The 15,538-nt window shown below is 60.3% G+C and carries 12 protein-coding genes; 8 read left to right on the top strand and 4 right to left on the bottom strand.

Going from position 1 to position 15,538, the window contains the following annotated elements; genetic code table 11:
* Nucleotides 1-57: 57 nt before the first annotated feature.
* Nucleotides 58-441 carry a globin gene (locus RAE09_RS10715; protein WP_179386901.1) on the bottom strand — a complete coding sequence of 128 codons (384 nt, stop codon included), beginning with the start codon at nucleotides 439-441 and terminating at the stop codon, nucleotides 58-60.
* A complete protein-coding gene (locus RAE09_RS10710; RefSeq protein ID WP_316981667.1) occupies nucleotides 442-1,449 on the bottom strand; it encodes a mechanosensitive ion channel family protein in 1,008 nt (335 codons plus the stop codon).
* 147 nt (nucleotides 1,450-1,596) lie between these two features.
* Here RAE09_RS10710 and RAE09_RS10705 point away from each other — a divergent pair, with 147 nt between their 5' ends.
* On the top strand, nucleotides 1,597-2,754 hold the full coding sequence (locus tag RAE09_RS10705; RefSeq protein ID WP_250411355.1) for a cystathionine gamma-synthase: 1,158 nt from the start codon (nucleotides 1,597-1,599) through the stop codon (nucleotides 2,752-2,754).
* Nucleotides 2,755-2,789: 35 nt separating this feature from the next.
* Here RAE09_RS10705 and RAE09_RS10700 read toward each other — a convergent pair whose 3' ends face one another.
* Nucleotides 2,790-4,658 (bottom strand): FAD/NAD(P)-binding protein, encoded by a 1,869-nt coding sequence (locus RAE09_RS10700; protein ID WP_316981666.1) that lies wholly within the window; start codon nucleotides 4,656-4,658, stop codon nucleotides 2,790-2,792.
* A gap of 202 nt (nucleotides 4,659-4,860) precedes the next feature.
* Here RAE09_RS10700 and RAE09_RS10695 point away from each other — a divergent pair, with 202 nt between their 5' ends.
* The 7 genes from RAE09_RS10695 (at nucleotide 4,861) to RAE09_RS10665 (ending at nucleotide 12,842) form a co-directional block, all read left to right on the top strand.
* Entirely contained in the window at nucleotides 4,861-6,516 is a 1,656-nt protein-coding gene (locus tag RAE09_RS10695) for a TIGR04028 family ABC transporter substrate-binding protein (protein ID WP_316981665.1), read from the top strand.
* 3 nt (nucleotides 6,517-6,519) lie between these two features.
* Nucleotides 6,520-7,530 (top strand): ABC transporter permease, encoded by a 1,011-nt coding sequence (locus RAE09_RS10690; RefSeq protein ID WP_316981664.1) that lies wholly within the window; start codon nucleotides 6,520-6,522, stop codon nucleotides 7,528-7,530.
* Nucleotides 7,527-8,339, top strand: coding sequence for an ABC transporter permease (locus tag RAE09_RS10685; RefSeq protein ID WP_316981663.1), 813 nt, complete (start codon nucleotides 7,527-7,529; stop codon nucleotides 8,337-8,339). Before RAE09_RS10690 ends, RAE09_RS10685 begins: the two co-directional genes overlap by 4 nt.
* Nucleotides 8,339-9,961, top strand: coding sequence for an ABC transporter ATP-binding protein (locus tag RAE09_RS10680; protein WP_316981662.1), 1,623 nt, complete (start codon nucleotides 8,339-8,341; stop codon nucleotides 9,959-9,961). The genes RAE09_RS10685 and RAE09_RS10680 overlap by 1 nt, the downstream gene beginning before the upstream one ends.
* 29 nt (nucleotides 9,962-9,990) lie before the next feature.
* Entirely contained in the window at nucleotides 9,991-11,205 is a 1,215-nt protein-coding gene (locus tag RAE09_RS10675; RefSeq protein ID WP_316981661.1) for an alkylhydroperoxidase domain protein, read from the top strand.
* Nucleotides 11,206-11,270: 65 nt separating this feature from the next.
* Nucleotides 11,271-11,999, top strand: coding sequence for an SDR family oxidoreductase (locus RAE09_RS10670; RefSeq protein WP_316981660.1), 729 nt, complete (start codon nucleotides 11,271-11,273; stop codon nucleotides 11,997-11,999).
* A gap of 63 nt (nucleotides 12,000-12,062) precedes the next feature.
* Entirely contained in the window at nucleotides 12,063-12,842 is a 780-nt protein-coding gene (locus tag RAE09_RS10665) for a GntR family transcriptional regulator (RefSeq protein ID WP_316981659.1), read from the top strand.
* On the opposite strand, the gene pepN is transcribed toward RAE09_RS10665, so the two are convergent.
* A complete protein-coding gene (pepN, locus tag RAE09_RS10660; protein WP_316981658.1) occupies nucleotides 12,839-15,355 on the bottom strand; it encodes an aminopeptidase N in 2,517 nt (838 codons plus the stop codon). The genes RAE09_RS10665 and pepN overlap by 4 nt on opposite strands.
* Nucleotides 15,356-15,538 lie beyond the last annotated feature (183 nt).

Raw genomic sequence — 15,538 nt, 5'->3', positions numbered from 1 at the left:
AGAAACGGGGACTGGGCTTGAGTTATCTATTTATCTGCGCTGAAGGGGGTGGCGTGGTTACGGGGCCTTGTTAATCATCATGGCGGCCACGCGCTGCATGTGATCCCAAATCATCTCGCGGTAGGCGGGTGGGATGGTTTCCTCGTCGATGTCCGCGAGGGAGTTGCCCATAAGCTCAAGCCACCGGTCGTGCGCGGTGATATCGATGGGGTAGGGGGCGTGGCGCATGCGCAGGCGCGGGTGCCCGCGGTTTTCAGAAAATAGCTGCGGGCCGCCCCAGTATTGGGCCAAGAACCAGGTAAGGCGCTGTTCGGCGCCTTCCCAGTCATTATCGGGGTACATCGGGCCAATGACATCGTCCTCTTTGACCTGGGAATAAAAGCCGTGGACGAGGCGCTCAAAGGTCTCCATGCCGCCGATGGCCTCATAAACAGAATCCATTTACTCTTCTTCTTCCTTGCGGGGATCGGAAATACCGATGCCGTGCGGGTAGGGGGTGGTAATACCTTTAGTGTGCATGACATTGAGCACGCGAGACTGCAAGAAACGCTGCACGTCCCACTGCTTGCCCGGCAAGGTCTTGGTCGAGACACGGAAGGATACATAATCCGGCTCAAAGCCAGACATGCCGTCCACACGGGGTGTGCTGAGGATGAGCTTGCGCACCTTTTCGTCCTGTGCGGCTTCTTTCACTGCGTCCTCAATGATTTCGCCAGCAACCTCTGGGTCATTAGAAAGGCCTACCGGAACCTGGATGCGGGCAACAGAGTACTCATCGGAGTGGTTGGCCACCTGGAGAATCTCACCGTTGCGCACGTACCAGAGGGCGCCATCGATATCGCGGACCGTGGTGATGCGCAGGGAGATGGACTCGACATCACCAAAGACGCCATTGCCCAAATCAACCACGTCACCAATGCCGTACTGGTCCTCAATGAGCATGAAGATGCCAGAAAGGAAGTCCTTCACCAGTGCCTGTGCACCAAAGCCGAGGGCAACGCCGATGACACCGGCGGAAGCGATAAGCGGTGCTACGTTAACTTCTAACTCATCCAGGATGGCGATAACGGCCCACACCCAGACGAAGATGGCGGCGGCGGAACGGGCTACGCCGGCAAGTGTCTTGATGCGGGAGGCGCGCCGGGTCTCGCGGGTTTGGCGCATGGCCTCTTCTTGTTGGCTGAGCTCGGGGCGATTGGCGCGGCCCTTGAATTTCCCGCGCAGGCGCTGCTTATCTAGCCCGGAGGACTTGATGCTATTTTCGGCCACTTTGTTGATAACTCGGTGGAGGAGCCAGTGGGCGATAATGGCCAGGATAAGGATGATAGCGATGCGAATCGGGCGCTCGATAAGCCAGCTTTGTACCTTCTCGTCATTCCAAAAACTGGACACGGACTCGATGGCCGAGTCCGTGGTGGAAGCGGCGGATGCTAAGAATTGCGTATTCATCGTTCTTTCTTAGTCGAGGACAAAATGAACTGCGCCCATTGTAAGGGCAGAGGCTGAAAGTGCGATGAGTCGTGGGTGTCTGAGAGTGTGAAAATAAATACCCATCTCTCGGTTGGAAATGAACAGCTTGGTCTAGACTGTGGTGCTATGACTGAACGCAGCACGCAGAACCTCGCTCAAGGCTTTACGTCCCGTTCCATCCATGGCGGCTATCGCCCGGATCCGCACATGGGCTCTATCAACGTGCCCATCTATGCCTCAACCACGTTTGCACAAGACGGCTTGGCGCAGCTGCGCGGCGGATTCGAATACGGCCGCGTGGCCAATCCAACCGTGCGCTCGCTCGAGCGCACCCTAGCGGCACTGGAGGGTGCGGAGTATGCGCGCGTGTTTTCTTCCGGCATGGCCGCTGCCGATACCTTGATCCGCATCCTGGTGCGCCCAGGAGATCACGTCATTTTGGGCAATGACGCCTACGGTGGTTCCTACCGCCTGCTCAATGATTTCACCGAGTGGGGCGTGGAGATGTCCATCGTGAACACCAGCGATACCGCGGCGGTGGCTGTTGCGGTTCAAGAAAATACCAAGCTCATCTGGCTGGAAACGCCCACTAATCCGGCGCTAAATATCACCGATATTGCCGCGGTGGCCAAGATTAAGGGCAACGCGCAGGTGCTGGTGGACAATACTTTTGCCACGCCCTACCTGCAGAACCCGCTGGAACTCGGCGCCGACCACGTGCTGCACTCGACCACCAAGTATTTGGGCGGGCATTCCGATGTGCTGGGTGGCGCGGTAGTTACTAATGACGCCCACGTGGACGAGCGCCTGCTCTACTTCCAGGGCAATGTGGGTGCGGTGAGCTCGCCTTTCGACGCCTACTTAACCGCCCGCGGCATCAAGACGCTGTCGGTGCGCATGGACCGCCACTGCGCCAATGCGCAGAAGGTAGCAGAATTTCTGCAGAGCCGACCCGAGATCAAGCAGGTGCTCTACCCGGGACTCAAGGAACACCCGGGGCATGAATTGGCGGCACAACAGATGCGTGGCTTCGGCGGCATGATGTCCGTGCGCTTCCACAGCGCGGAGCATGCCAAGCAGATCTGCCTCAATACGCGGCTTATCTGCCTGGCAGAATCGCTGGGCGGGGTGGAATCGCTCATCGAGCACCCAAAGAATATGACGCACGTATCCGCTGAAGGGTCCGAGCTGGTGCCGCCGGAGGATCTGGTGCGCATCTCCATCGGTATCGAAGACATCGATGACCTGCTCGCGGACTTGGAGCAGGCCCTCGACGCTCTATAGGCCGCGGCACTGGGCCCATAGCGCAGGTGCGGTGCCTAGGAGCGCACCACGGCAAGGAGGGAACCGGCGGCCTTGTCGGTTTCCTGCAGCATGAGCGGGTCCGTGCCCGGCATGGGGGAAATGGTGGTGTCCGGCCACTGGGAATAGGTGGGGATGCCCACGATGTGCAGGCGTGCATCCAACTCACCGTCCGGGTGAACGGTGCGACGTGTAGCCCCATCGGTCTCTGGGGAGCCGGTGGGCTGGCCGTGATCGGGGAAGGGGCGCACGCGGGCGGAATCCACCAAGCAGCGCGTCATGGCATCGCCGGCGGTGCGGATATCGGGGCGGTGCATAAAGGCGTCGACAAGCGTGGGCGCCGAAGCCGAGCGCGGGCCGGAGGTCAAGGTGAAGTGATCGGCCTCGATGGACACGGTGGGGTGATCGCCTAAGAAGTGGGCCAGGCCGGCGTCGACAAGCGCGAGCAACTGGCGCACACGGAAGAGCGGCGGGCCGGAGCCGATCATCTGGCCAAAGGACATAACCTGGCCGTAGCGGCCGATGCGGGACTCGCGGGTGTAGCGGCCCTCTGCGCCGAGGATGGAGGCCGGCTTGCGCGATTGCGAAAGCGACCACAGCGCGGCCTTGATGGGGGAGTCATGGCCGGCGGCGGCCTGCCGAATATCGCCTTCCATGGACTGGGCAATGTGCTCGGTGAGCTCAGCGATGTCTCCGGTAAACCCGGCAATCTGGTACATGAGATCGTTCATGTCCCATGGCTCGGTGACCATGGGCGCAATGGCCGCGCCCAGCTCATCGGGGGCGGTGGCGTCGATGACCTCGAGGATTTCCGCGCGCGGGCGCAGGAGGGAATCCGGGCGCACGCGCTCCAAGGTGGTGATATAGGCCTCGTAGCTATCGCGCGCGATGGCAGGCCAGACCTGGGCGTCAAAGTCGATGTCCTGGGTGCCACTGAGCTCCGCAATGACCTCCTGCAGGCGGCGGCGCGGCATGGTCGGCGGCAGCTCACCGTACTCGGACTTGGGGTGGTAGGGGTAGCCGCGGCCGGAGGAAATGATGAAGTTGGGCTCCTGGCCGCAAGGCTCATAGTGCAGGCCGGAACGCGCAGAAGGATCCTCCACGAATTTACCGCCGCGCTCGATGGTGGTCAGCGCCATGATGTCATAAAAGCCCATGCCTAGACCGCGCACCAGCACGTCCTCGCCGCCCGGAATGGCGGCATAGTCCTGCTCTACCGGGTTATTAGGGGCGATCCAGTTCAAACCGGAAGCGGCCAACTGCTTTTCTTGTTCGTTGTATTCCGGAATCATCCAGCCATAGGCCAGCACCGTGGCATCGGCGCGCACCTCTGAGCCATCGGCCAGGTGGAGGACGTCTTGGTGACCGTCCTCATTGATGGTCTCCAACCGGCTGAAGTGATTCACGGTGGAAATGCTCTTGGGCAGGCGCGCAATGACCACGTCATAGACCCAGCGCAGGTACTCGCCATACAGTGCGCGCGAAGGGTTGGACTCGGGGCGGGTAGCCGCGAGCTCTTCGCGGTAGTCCTGGGCAATATGTGCGGCCGGTGGGTGCTGCTCAAAAAGCTCGCGCTTGGCGGCGGAGATATTCTCGCCATCGCCGCGCAGCAGCTGAATCCACTCGTATTGAATGGGGCCCTCGAGCACAGGGGCATCAACGGTGGAGCCGGGCTCGGTAAAGAGGGTGACCGCGCCGGCGCGAGTATTCATGCACAGCGTCTTAGTTTGGTCCGTTTCCCAGATGCGGCCGGCGCCATGTTGGGCGTCATCGATGAGGTGGACGGTAATGGGGTCGCTGGAATCGTCCATGCGGGCAGAGAGGCGTTCCAAGATGGAAATGCCGCGCGGGCCCATGCCGACGATCGCGATTGCTGGAGTAGACATACCTCCTATCGTGCCACATTCAGGCCCTTTCAGGATCATCGGACCTGGCAGTAAGAACAAAATAGACTGTACGGTCTATCGTGGCCTTCTGGTTCCGGCGTTTTGGCAGGTAATATAGTAGACTGGACGGTCTTGTATTTGGGAGTGTGAGTGTGGTCTAATGGGCGAGTACTACTTTAGACTTAAAGGAACTCGAGCTTTTATGAAGCAACTTTCTCGGCTCCTGCGGCCCGTGGCCGCGGTCCTGGCCAGCGGCGCGCTAGCTCTCTCGCTTACCTCGTGCGCCTCTACTTCCCACGCCGCGGAAGATGGCATGGTCACCTATGTCGAGCCCAATATGTTCAACAACCTCTATCCGCCCTCCGGCGGCTATTACCCCAACGGTGGTGTGCTCAATAACATCACGGACCGCCTGCTCTGGCAGGACCCGGATACCCTCGAGCTGCACCCGTGGATTGCGGAGGAAATGCCTAAGGCGAACAAGGACAATACTGAGTTCACCTTCAAGATTCGCAAAGGCGTGACCTACTCTGATGGCTCGCGCTTAGATGCCGCGAACGTGAAGAAGAACTATGACCTTTATGCCTTGGGCGACGAGGACCGCATGCTCACTCCATCGGAGCAGCTGCCCAATTATGAAAAGTCCGAGGTCATCGATGACTACACGGTAAAGTTCTACTTCAGCGAGCCTTCCCCAGGCTTCCCGCAGTCCACCTCCGTGATGAACCAGGGCCTGCTGTCTAATGCCACCCTGGATTTGGATGACACCGGCTTCGCGCCGGGCAACGCCACCGCGATTTCCGGTTCTGGTCCCTTCGTCATTGAGGAAGAAGAGCTGGGCACCAAGCTGGTGCTCAAGAAGCGCGAGGATTATGACTGGGCGCCCCCGGCCCGCAAGGACCACCAGGGCCCGGCCGATATTGAGGGCATCAATATCGTGCTCGCGGCCGAAGACTCCGTGCGCGTGGGCTCGCTTGTAGCCGGCCAGTCCGATGTCGCGCGCCAGATCGAAGCCCCCGATGAGAAGCACCTGAAGGATCAAAACCTGCAGATTTTCGCCGCCCCCACCCGTGGCGTGAACAATAGCTTCCACTTCCATTTCCGCCATCCACTCTTGGAAGACAAGCGCGTGCGCCAGGCCATCATCCACGCCATCGACCGCGATAACATCCTGGACACCCTCTTTTCTGATTCCTACCCCAAGGGCACATCGATCCTGGCTAAGACGGCTATTGGCTATAAGGATCAGTCCGCGAACTATGCCTTCGATCCAGAAGAATCCAAGCGTCTGCTCGATGAGGCCGGTTGGCGCCCAGGAGAAGATGGCATTCGCGAAAAGGACGGCAAGCGCCTGGCCGTGACCTTCAATGAAGCCGTCCCACAGCCGCGCTCTAAAGAGATGTTCACCAAGGCCCAAGAGATGCTCAAGAACGTCGGCATTGAGGCCAACCTCAACCCGGGTGACCGCTCTGCGCAGCAAAAGGCCATGAAGGACCAAGACACCGTGCAGGTACGCCACACCATGACCGGCCGTGCCAATGTGGACACCTTAGCCACGTGGCTGGATGGCACCGGGCGCAATTCTTTCCTCAACTATGACGAGGAGACCGAAAGCTTTGGCGATGAGAAGCTGCAGAAACTGGTGGAGGATTACTTCAACCTCAGCAGCGAAAAGGATCGCCTGGCTATGACTGGCCGCATGCAGGACTACCTGTCCGAACAGGCCTATATCCTGCCCATGTTTGAAGAGCCGCAGGTCTATGGATTCCAGCCCTATATCGAGGGCTTTAGTACCGAGGCCATCGGCCGCCCGTCGTTTTATGCGGTAGATATCAACCCCGCGGAAGGGGAGGACTAAACCATGAGCCTGAAAACTATTGCCCTGCGCATAGGCCAAGCCGTGCTCGTCATCTGGGCAACCTTCACCCTTTCTTTCATCCTTTTGGCGGCACTGCCTGGCGACGCCGTCGCGACCCGTTATGACAACCCCAACTTGGGGCTCAACGCCGAGCAGCTGGCCGCTATCCGCGAGGTTTATGGCGCCGATGAGCCACTCCTGAGCCGCTACTTCAGCGCGCTCGGCGGGTTCCTCACCGGTGATTTCGGCTTTTCGGTTGCCACCGGTACCGCCGTATCGGAGATGCTGGCAGATGCCCTTCCCTCCACGCTGGCGCTGGCAATATTCGCCTTCCTCGTAGGAGTGGTCCTGGCCTTCGTCGTGGCTATTGTCTCCACCTTTGGCCCATTTTCCTGGCTGCGCAGCTTCTTCCGCAGCCTGCCCTCCGTGATGGTTTCCCTGCCCACCTTCTGGATCGGCATCATCTTGATCCAGATATTCTCCTTTGGCTTGGGTTGGGTACCGGTCATCGGCGCGAGCGACGCCCAAAGCCTCATCCTGCCGGTAATTACCCTGGCCATCTTCGTGGCCGCGCCGCTGGCGCAGGTGCTGCTGCGCTCCATCGATGAGGTAATGGATATGTCCTTCGTGCAGGTAGTGCGCGCCAAGGGTGCTAGCGGCGCTTGGTTGCTGTGGCGCAACGTCCTGCGCAACGCGCTGCTGCCGGCGCTGACCATGGCCGGCCTTACCTTTGGTGAGCTCGTCGGCGGCTCCGTGGTGACGGAAGCGGTCTTCGCCCGCCACGGCATCGGTGCGCTCACCGTGGATGCGGTGGCTAACCGCGATACCTCGGTGCTGCTGGCCATTGTGGTGCTTGCCGCCGCCGTCTTTGTCCTTATCAATCTGATTGTGGACCTGCTCTACCCAGTGCTTGACGTGCGCCTGCGCGAGCGCAAGCATGACACGGCATCTGACAATTCCACCGCCACCATCACCGATACCCCCGCAACGAACGAGAAGAAGATCCAAGCATGAAGCTTAAATCCACACAGCTGAAGCTCACCCCGGGCACCATCCTCTCGCTGATTGTGCTGGGCCTGGCGGTGCTCTGCGCGCTGTTCCCCCAACTATTTACCTCCCAGGACCCTAACCAGGGCGGGGACACCACGGCGCTATTGCAGCCCAGTTTCCAGCACTGGTTCGGCACCGATGCCGTCGGCCGTGATCTTTATACCCGCGTGGTCTATGGCGCGCGCCAATCCCTACTTGGCGCGTTGCTGGCCGTACTCTTCGGCCTCATCGTCGGAACCATTTTGGGCATCATCGCCGGAGTGCGCCGCGGCTGGGTCGATGCCGTGATCATGCGCATTGTGGATGTGCTGCTGTCCATCCCCGGACTCTTGCTCTCCCTGTCCGTCATTATCGTGCTCGGACACGGCATCTTCAATGCCGCCATCGCGGTAGGTATCACCTCCGTGGCCACCTTTGCACGCCTTGCACGCTCCCAGGTGCTTAGCGTTGCCGGCTCCGATTTCGTCGAGGCCGCCTACGGCTCCGGCGGTTCTTCCTTCCAGGTGCTCGTGCGCCATATCCTTCCCAATTCACTCACCGCGGTCTTCGCTGTAGCAGCGCTGCAATTTGGCCTGGCCATTTTGCAGCTAGCCACCCTAGGCTTCCTGGGCTATGGCGCACCGCCCCCAACCCCGGAATGGGGCTTGCTCATCTCTGAATCGCGCGACTATATCGCCACGGCCGGCTGGTTGACCATCGCCCCGGGCATTGTCATCGTCGCGGTGGTCCTCGCGGCCAACCACCTCAGCCAGACACTGCGAAAGGCGGCCTAATGTCCCTGCTTAGCATTAGTGATCTATCCATTACCTACCGCACCGCCCATGGTGAGGTAGAAGCGGTAAGTGGCATTGAGTTTGAGGTAAACCCTGGCGAAATGACCGCCATCGTTGGCGAGTCCGGTTCCGGCAAGTCCACCTCGGCCATGGCCGCCATCGGCCTGCTGCCAGACAATGCGTCGATCGTTTCTGGCACCATTACTTTCGACGGCCACGAAGTTACCCAGTATTCCCAAAAGCAATGGCGGGAACTGCGCGGTCGCCGTATTGGACTTATTCCGCAGGATCCCAATAACTCGCTTAACCCGCTCAAGACCATCGGTGCCTCGGTGGAGGAGGGCATGGCCATCCACAGGCAGGGCGATAAGGCCTCCCGGAAAAAGCGTGCACTGGAGCTTTTGGAGCGCGTGGGCATTGATGATCCGCAGCGCCGCTATGACCAGTACCCGCATGAGCTATCCGGCGGCATGAAGCAACGCGTGCTCATTGCCGCGGCCGTGGCATTGGAGCCGGAGCTTATCATCGCCGATGAGCCTACCTCCGCGCTCGATGTCACCGTGCAGAAGATCATCCTGGACCTCCTGGATGAGATGCGCGAAGAGCTCACCATGGGCATCCTTTTCATTACCCATGATCTGGCTGTAGCGGGCGACCGTGCCAATAACATCGTGGTGATGGAAAAGGGCACCGTCCGCGAGTCGGGCGTTGCTGCCCGCGTCCTCACCGATCCCCAGCACGCCTACTCCAAGCGCCTGCTTGCCGACGCCCCTTCGCTCACCGCCCCCACTTCCTCCCAAGCCGCATCTCCTGTGCGGGCCGCCGCGCCCGCGCACCGCGAAACCTTGCTCGAGGTGGAGGGGCTGAGCCAACGCTTCGGGGATTTCACCGCGGTGGAGGACATCAACTTTTCCGTGGCCCGCGGCACCACCCATGCATTGGTGGGGGAGTCTGGCTCCGGTAAGACAACCACCGGCCGCGCCATTTCCTTGTTGAGCACGCCCACCTCCGGCAGCATCCGCTTGGGAGGGGAAGACATTAGCTCCGCCCGTGGCAAGCGCCGTCGTGAGCTGCGCCGTTCGATCCAGATGGTCTACCAAAATCCTTTTGGCTCGCTCGATCCGCGCTTGAGCATTGGCGATACCATCGCCGAACCGGTGCGCAATTTCACCGGCGCTTCCAAGCGTGATGCGCGTGCCAAAGCACGCGAATTTCTTGATTTGGTGGCCTTGGATTCTTCCATGGCTTCCCGCCGCCCCCGCGAGCTCTCCGGTGGCCAACGCCAGCGCGTGGCCATCGCCCGCGCCATGATCATTGAGCCCGATCTCGTGGTGCTTGATGAGGCCGTGTCCGCGCTTGACGTTACCGTACAGGCGCAGATACTGCGCTTGCTCGACGAGCTGCAGCGCGAGCTAGAGCTTACCTATATCTTCATCTCCCACGATCTGGCGGTAGTCAACCAAATTTCCGATACCGTCTCCGTGCTCTCCCACGGCACGCAAGTGGAATCTGGACCTACCGCGCGGGTCTTTGCGCACCCAGAAACCGAGTACACGCGCCAGCTCATTGACGCCATCCCTGGCTCCCGCTATCGTGCCGGAGACTTAAACTTGGGGCTATAACCGCGCCCCAGAAAGGTTGGACTGAGAATATGACCGACATTATTAATGAACTCTCCCATGCCAGCGCCGAGGTGCAACAGCTGCGCCGTGCGCGCCACGATGCGCAGGACAATGCGCAGCTGAGCTTTAGCGCTTTGCTCGAGCCTGCAGAACCAGGCGAGTTCTCCTATACGGAGCGCTATGCCGTAGCGGCTTTTACGGCTGCGATCTACCAGGCGAGCGAGGCGACGGATTTCTACTTCGACCTGCTGGGCGATGAGGCCGACGAGGATCTTGTTGCCGCCGTGCGCGCCGCGAGCCAGCGCGGTATATCCACCGGCCCGTATCACCAGGGTGATTTCCTTATCTTCGGCGATACCGCCGCGGAGGCCGCGCTGGGCACGCGCCTAGCTGCCGCCCTCGATTGGGCGCACCTTCTGGCCTTCCACCCTAAGGATGCCTCCCCGCAGGCGATCGGGCACCTCGATGCCGCAGGATGGTCCGCTACGGATATCGTCAGCCTGTCCCAGCTGGTGGCATTTTTGGCCTTCCAGCTGCGCGTGGTCCACGGCCTGCGCGTGCTTTCTGGTGAGGATTCCGCATCCCACCCTGCAGCCGAGCGCGCCGCCGGCGTGGCCGAACCGGGTTGGGAGGTAACCGCGACTACGTTGCAGCCCGATACTGTGCTGCCGGACCACTTTGTCAACCACTCCCTGGGCTGGAAGCCCTGGGTAGAGGCGCTGGCGAAGGAGGATTTCACTGCGGTGCATACCGATGCCCTCATCAAGCCAGAGCGTATCGATTCCGAGTACTTCCGCTTGCTCGCCCGCGATCCTGCGGCCTTGAAGGCGCGTACGCTGACTGACCTGGATATTTTCTATAACACCGAAGGCGGGCTCTCCCGTGCGGACCGCGAGCTCGCCGCTACTGTGGCTTCGCGCTACAACGGCTGCGAGTACTGTGCCTCTGTGCACCAGGCGCGGTGCGTCCAGGAAGGCGGCGACCGTGAAATCGTAGACCGCCTCTTGGACGAGGGCGTCGATGCCGACCTTGGCTCAAAGGAATGGGACCTTATCCGTCGCGCCGCCGTGGCACTGACAGAAACCCCCTTTGCCTTTGATGCGGCACTATGCGCGGACCTGCGTGGGGCGGGATTCGATGAGCAATCCATCTTGGACCTCATCTACGCTTCCTCCTTCTTCAATTGGGCTAATCGCTTGATGCTCACCTTGGGCCAGCCGGACGTGCCTAAGCGCTTCCGTTAATCGGCTACCGCCGGTGACTGGTCCGGTGCGGCGCTTAAAGCAGAGGATCCCTATGATGGGGCGGCATGACTGATACAAAGAACGCCACCGCACCAGCACGCTCGGAGAGCGAAACCCCGCAGAAGGTCGCTGTCGTCACGGGCGCTACCGGCGGTATGGGCCGCGAAATCATCGCTGACCTGGCCGCTGATTACCATGTGTATGCACTGGGGCGTAGCGCAGCGGATCTGCCCGAATCGGACTTCATTACCCCGGTAGCCATCGACTTGGTTGCCGGCCTCGATGAAGGTATGAAACTGCCGGAGTTGGACCGCGTGGACGTGCTCGTCCACGCTGCTGCACGGGCTACCAAGTACTCCGTGGAGGAGGCCACGCCGGAAAATTGGCGCGCGCACATGGACCTCAACGTGCATGCCCCTGCTGAGCTGACCCGCGCCTTGCTGCCGCAGCTGCGCAAGGCAGAAGGCACCGTGGTCTTTATTAACTCTGGCGCTGGACGCCACAGCTACGGCGATAACGTCATCTACGCGGCGACCAAGCACGCGTTGTATGCACTCGCCGATGGACTGCGCATCTCTGAGCCGGGAATCCGCGTATCCACCGTGGCTCCGGGGCCTACCGATACCCCTATGCTTAAGGGGCTGCAGGATTATGATCCCTCCCAGGTTATTGCCCCGGTTGAGGTGGCTCGTGCCATTCGTACCGTGGTAGAGGCGGGCCCCACCACCCAGCTGACGGAAATCCAGGTCAGGCCGCGAATCGAGCTACATCTACGCAAGCAGGAACGCAAGTAGTGGTAATGGAAATCACACATTAATGGGGTTGGTTTCCAGGGGTGTCCATTACACTCGGGGGCTGTGACTTCCCAAAGCCGAAAACGGCCCGCCTATCTCCGTATCTCGGATGCCCTACGCGACAAGATTGAACGCAATGAATTAGAACCCGGTCAGCGTTTTCCTACCGAACGCGAATTGGTCCGGGAATTCCATGTTGCGCGCATGACCGTGCGCCATGCTTTAGACATTTTGGAAGTAGAAGGCCTCATTGACCGCCGCCGCGGGCGCAGTGGTGGCACTTATGTGCGCACGGTTCCCCCTACACTGAGCCTGACCAATAAGGACAATATTGTCACCCAGCTGCGCGAGCGCGGGCACGACACCGCCGTGCGCGTGGTCTCAGTCAATAAAGCCCACGTGCCCAAGCACGTGGCAGCGGTTCTAGGCGTTAGCGATTCCACCTTTGCGTGGGATATCAAGCGCCTCTATACCGTCGATGGCAAGCCCGTCATCCTTTCGCGCTACACCATCCCGGTAGATATGGCTCCCGATCTCAATCAGCACGATCTGCGCGAGCCCATTATGCAAATCCTGGCTGGCTACGACCTCAAGCCCGTCTTTAAGCGCGAGAGCATGAGTGCCGCTACCGCTCGCACCGAAGAACAAAAACTCCTGCACGTGAGCCGGTCGCACCCGCTGCTTCGGTTCGTGCGGCTGCTAAAGACTAAATCGGGCGCGGTCTTTGCCTATGTTGAAGAGTCGCTGCGCTCTGATATCGCCAACGTCGAGGTGATCTTGGGTGAGGATCCCGCGCCGCGACCCTTACCGGGACAGGGCTACGGCGCGGGAAAGCCGGCTTAGTTAGCGTCTACCTGGCGGTTGCGCAGCGCGCGGGCCACGCGGTCACGCTGCTCGGTGACTGTACGGCGCAGACCACCCGGTAGCTCCTTCTTCAAGAAAGCATCGGCGCGGTCTAGGCCCTTGTGAGTGATATCCCAAGAAGGGAAGAGACCCGTCACGGTGGTCAGTGCCACCTCGGAGGATTGGGAAGACCATACCTTTTCTGCGATATCGAAGAACTCCGCAGTGGGCAGGAATTCATCGCTATGCGGGTAGAGCAGGCCTTCCAGCTTGGAAGTGAGCTCGCGGTTGGTGAGATTTCCCGCCACGATTTCTTCCCATACCGCGCGCTTGTTCTCGGCGGTTGCCACGGCTGCGCGGGCACGCAGGGAAGAGTAGTAGCCGGTGGCGGAATTATCGCGCTCGAGTTGCGCATCCGTGGCAGCAGCGACGTCCTCTACCTCGCCATCGGCGGCGAGTGCCGCCAGTGCGGACCAGCGCAGCCCCGCATCCTCGGAGGACTCGAGCACGCCCTGCAGGTACTCGCGCGCGCCATCATGCAGGCGAATCTTCGCCAGCGCCTGGGTGCAGATGATGGAACGCTGGGCATCGGAACTGTGGGCGCCGTCGAGGAGGGCGTCGGCAAGCAGGGTGCTCTGAGCGGCCCACTGTGGATCGGCATAGTTCTTGAGTGCGCTAGAGGCCTGCAGGACAATGCGCTCGAGCACGGCGAGCTCGGTCTCCGCCTGCATGCCGCGGGCAACCAGCTGGATGAAATCGCGGGCGCGCATCGTGCCGGCGCGGGTCATCTCCCAGGCGGTAGACCAGCACAGGGTGCGGGCCATGGGATCAGCAAACTTATCAATATTATCCAGCAGGAATTGCAGGGAACCCGCGTCCAGCTCGATGAGGCAATAGGTCAGGTCATCGTCATTAGGTAGCAGGAAGTCAATGTCTGCCAACTGACGGCCGATGAGCTCTGGAATCTCGGTGGAAGCGCCATCGATATCCATCTCGATGCGATCGGTGCGCACCACCTTGCCGTCCCGCAGGTTATACAGGCCTACCGCCACGCGGTGGGTGCGCAGGGTATCGCCGCCCTGGGTGAGGTAAGCATGGGTAATTGTGCCGGATTCATCCGCATTGAGTGCCACGCTAAGCGTATTGATGCCCGAGGTCTTGAGCCACTGTTGTGCCCAGAAGGAAAGGTCGCGGCCGGAGGCCTCTTCTAGGTGGCGCAACAGGTCATCAAAGGTGGCATTGCCCCACGCATGGGCGGCGAAGTGGCGGCGCACACCGGCTAGGAAGTTGTCGCGGCCGACATAAGCCTGCAGCTGCTTGAGCACCGAAGCGCCCTTGGCATAGGTGATGCCATCGAAGTTTTGCTCCACTGTTTCGATATCGCTGGCATCGGTGGAAATCGGGTGGGTGGTCGGCAGCTGATCCTGCTGATAGGCCCAGGATTTTTCCACATTGGCAAAGGTCACCCACGCGGTATCGTATTCGGTTTCCTCCGCCTGGGAGATGGCGGCGGACCAAGTGGCGAAGGACTCATTGAGCCACAGATCGTCCCACCACTGCATGGTGACCAAGTCACCGAACCACATATGCGCCAGTTCGTGCAGGACGGTATCGGCGCGGCGCTCATACTTATAGTGCGTGGCCTGGGAGGTAAAGACGTATTCATCGCGGATGGTGACGCAGCCGGCATTTTCCATCGCGCCGGCATTGAACTCCGGCACGAAAATTTGGTCGTATTTGCCAAAGGGGTAGGGGAAACCGAAGTTGCGGTGGTAGAAATCAAAGCCCTGCTTGGTCTCAGTAAATAGACGCTCGGCATCCAGCGCGTGGGCGAGCGAAGCGCGGCAGTAAATGCCAAGTGGCACCTCGAGCTTCTGGGCCGGCTTGCCCTCTGGGTGCGCGGTCAGCTCGCCGCGCCAGGTATCGGTGACCTCATGGTACGGGCCGGCACATAGGGCCACCAGGTAGGTAGATAGTGGATAGTCAATAGCCGTGCTGGCTACATCGCCTTCCCAACTCATCGGGCCATTGCTGATGATGGTCCACTCTTCGGGCGCCTTGAAATGCAGCGCGTAGGTGGCCTTCATATCGGGCTGATCAAAGCAGGCGAATACGCGCTTGGCGTCGGCGGTTTCAAACTGGGTATAAAGGTAGACCTTCTCATCGGCGGGGTCGACAAAGCGATGCAGGCCCTCACCGGTGCGGGAATACGGGATCTTGGCGGTGACTTCCAGCGTGTAATCGGCTACCTGGAGGCCAGACAGTGGAATGCCGTAAGTGGGGTTATAGGAAGCCGTGGGCAGCGGATTGCCGTTGAGGCGTACCTCGTGGAGTTTCTCGGCGCGCAGGTCGATGAAGGTGGAGCCGATCTCGCGCGAGGTAAAGCTCACCTTCGTGGTGGACAGGAAGTGGGTATCTGAATACTTGAGGTCTAAAGTGACATCATAATGGTCCACCTCAATCATTCGGGAGCGCTGATCCGCTTCCTCGCGAGTCAGGTTTATTGAGGTCATAGCCTATATTCTCCTTCTAAGCCGAAAATAGTTCTGCATCCACAGTAGTCGCGCACCTAGGCTGGGGGGGTGTTCCTATATAGGTTGTCAACCTAGCGGGTGGAGAAATTGGGGGCGGATTCTCTCTGCGGGGTTGTTTGGTCGTGTTGTTTTCGGGCATGGCTGCTAGCCGACTGGGATTTT

It is taken from the genome of Corynebacterium tuberculostearicum, from assembly GCF_032821615.1.
In the GTDB taxonomy this organism is placed as follows: Bacteria; Actinomycetota; Actinomycetes; order Mycobacteriales; family Mycobacteriaceae; genus Corynebacterium; species Corynebacterium tuberculostearicum_H.
Note: the sequence above shows the minus strand (reverse complement) of the source record. Positions and strands in the feature narration are given on the sequence as shown.

Excerpts from the sequence above, each read along its gene's own strand:
- RAE09_RS10715 (WP_179386901.1), bottom strand. The coding sequence starts at position 441 with ATGGATTCTGTTTATGAGGCCATCGGCGGCATGGAGACCTTTGAGCGC.
- RAE09_RS10685 (WP_316981663.1), top strand. The coding sequence starts at position 7,527 with ATGAAGCTTAAATCCACACAGCTGAAGCTCACCCCGGGCACCATCCTC.
- RAE09_RS10690 (WP_316981664.1), top strand. The coding sequence starts at position 6,520 with ATGAGCCTGAAAACTATTGCCCTGCGCATAGGCCAAGCCGTGCTCGTC.
- RAE09_RS10695 (WP_316981665.1), top strand. The coding sequence starts at position 4,861 with ATGAAGCAACTTTCTCGGCTCCTGCGGCCCGTGGCCGCGGTCCTGGCC.
- RAE09_RS10710 (WP_316981667.1), bottom strand. The coding sequence starts at position 1,449 with ATGAATACGCAATTCTTAGCATCCGCCGCTTCCACCACGGACTCGGCC.
- pepN (WP_316981658.1), bottom strand. The coding sequence starts at position 15,355 with ATGACCTCAATAAACCTGACTCGCGAGGAAGCGGATCAGCGCTCCCGA.
- RAE09_RS10670 (WP_316981660.1), top strand. The coding sequence starts at position 11,271 with ATGACTGATACAAAGAACGCCACCGCACCAGCACGCTCGGAGAGCGAA.
- RAE09_RS10705 (WP_250411355.1), top strand. The coding sequence starts at position 1,597 with ATGACTGAACGCAGCACGCAGAACCTCGCTCAAGGCTTTACGTCCCGT.
- RAE09_RS10700 (WP_316981666.1), bottom strand. The coding sequence starts at position 4,658 with ATGTCTACTCCAGCAATCGCGATCGTCGGCATGGGCCCGCGCGGCATT.
- RAE09_RS10675 (WP_316981661.1), top strand. The coding sequence starts at position 9,991 with ATGACCGACATTATTAATGAACTCTCCCATGCCAGCGCCGAGGTGCAA.
- RAE09_RS10680 (WP_316981662.1), top strand. The coding sequence starts at position 8,339 with ATGTCCCTGCTTAGCATTAGTGATCTATCCATTACCTACCGCACCGCC.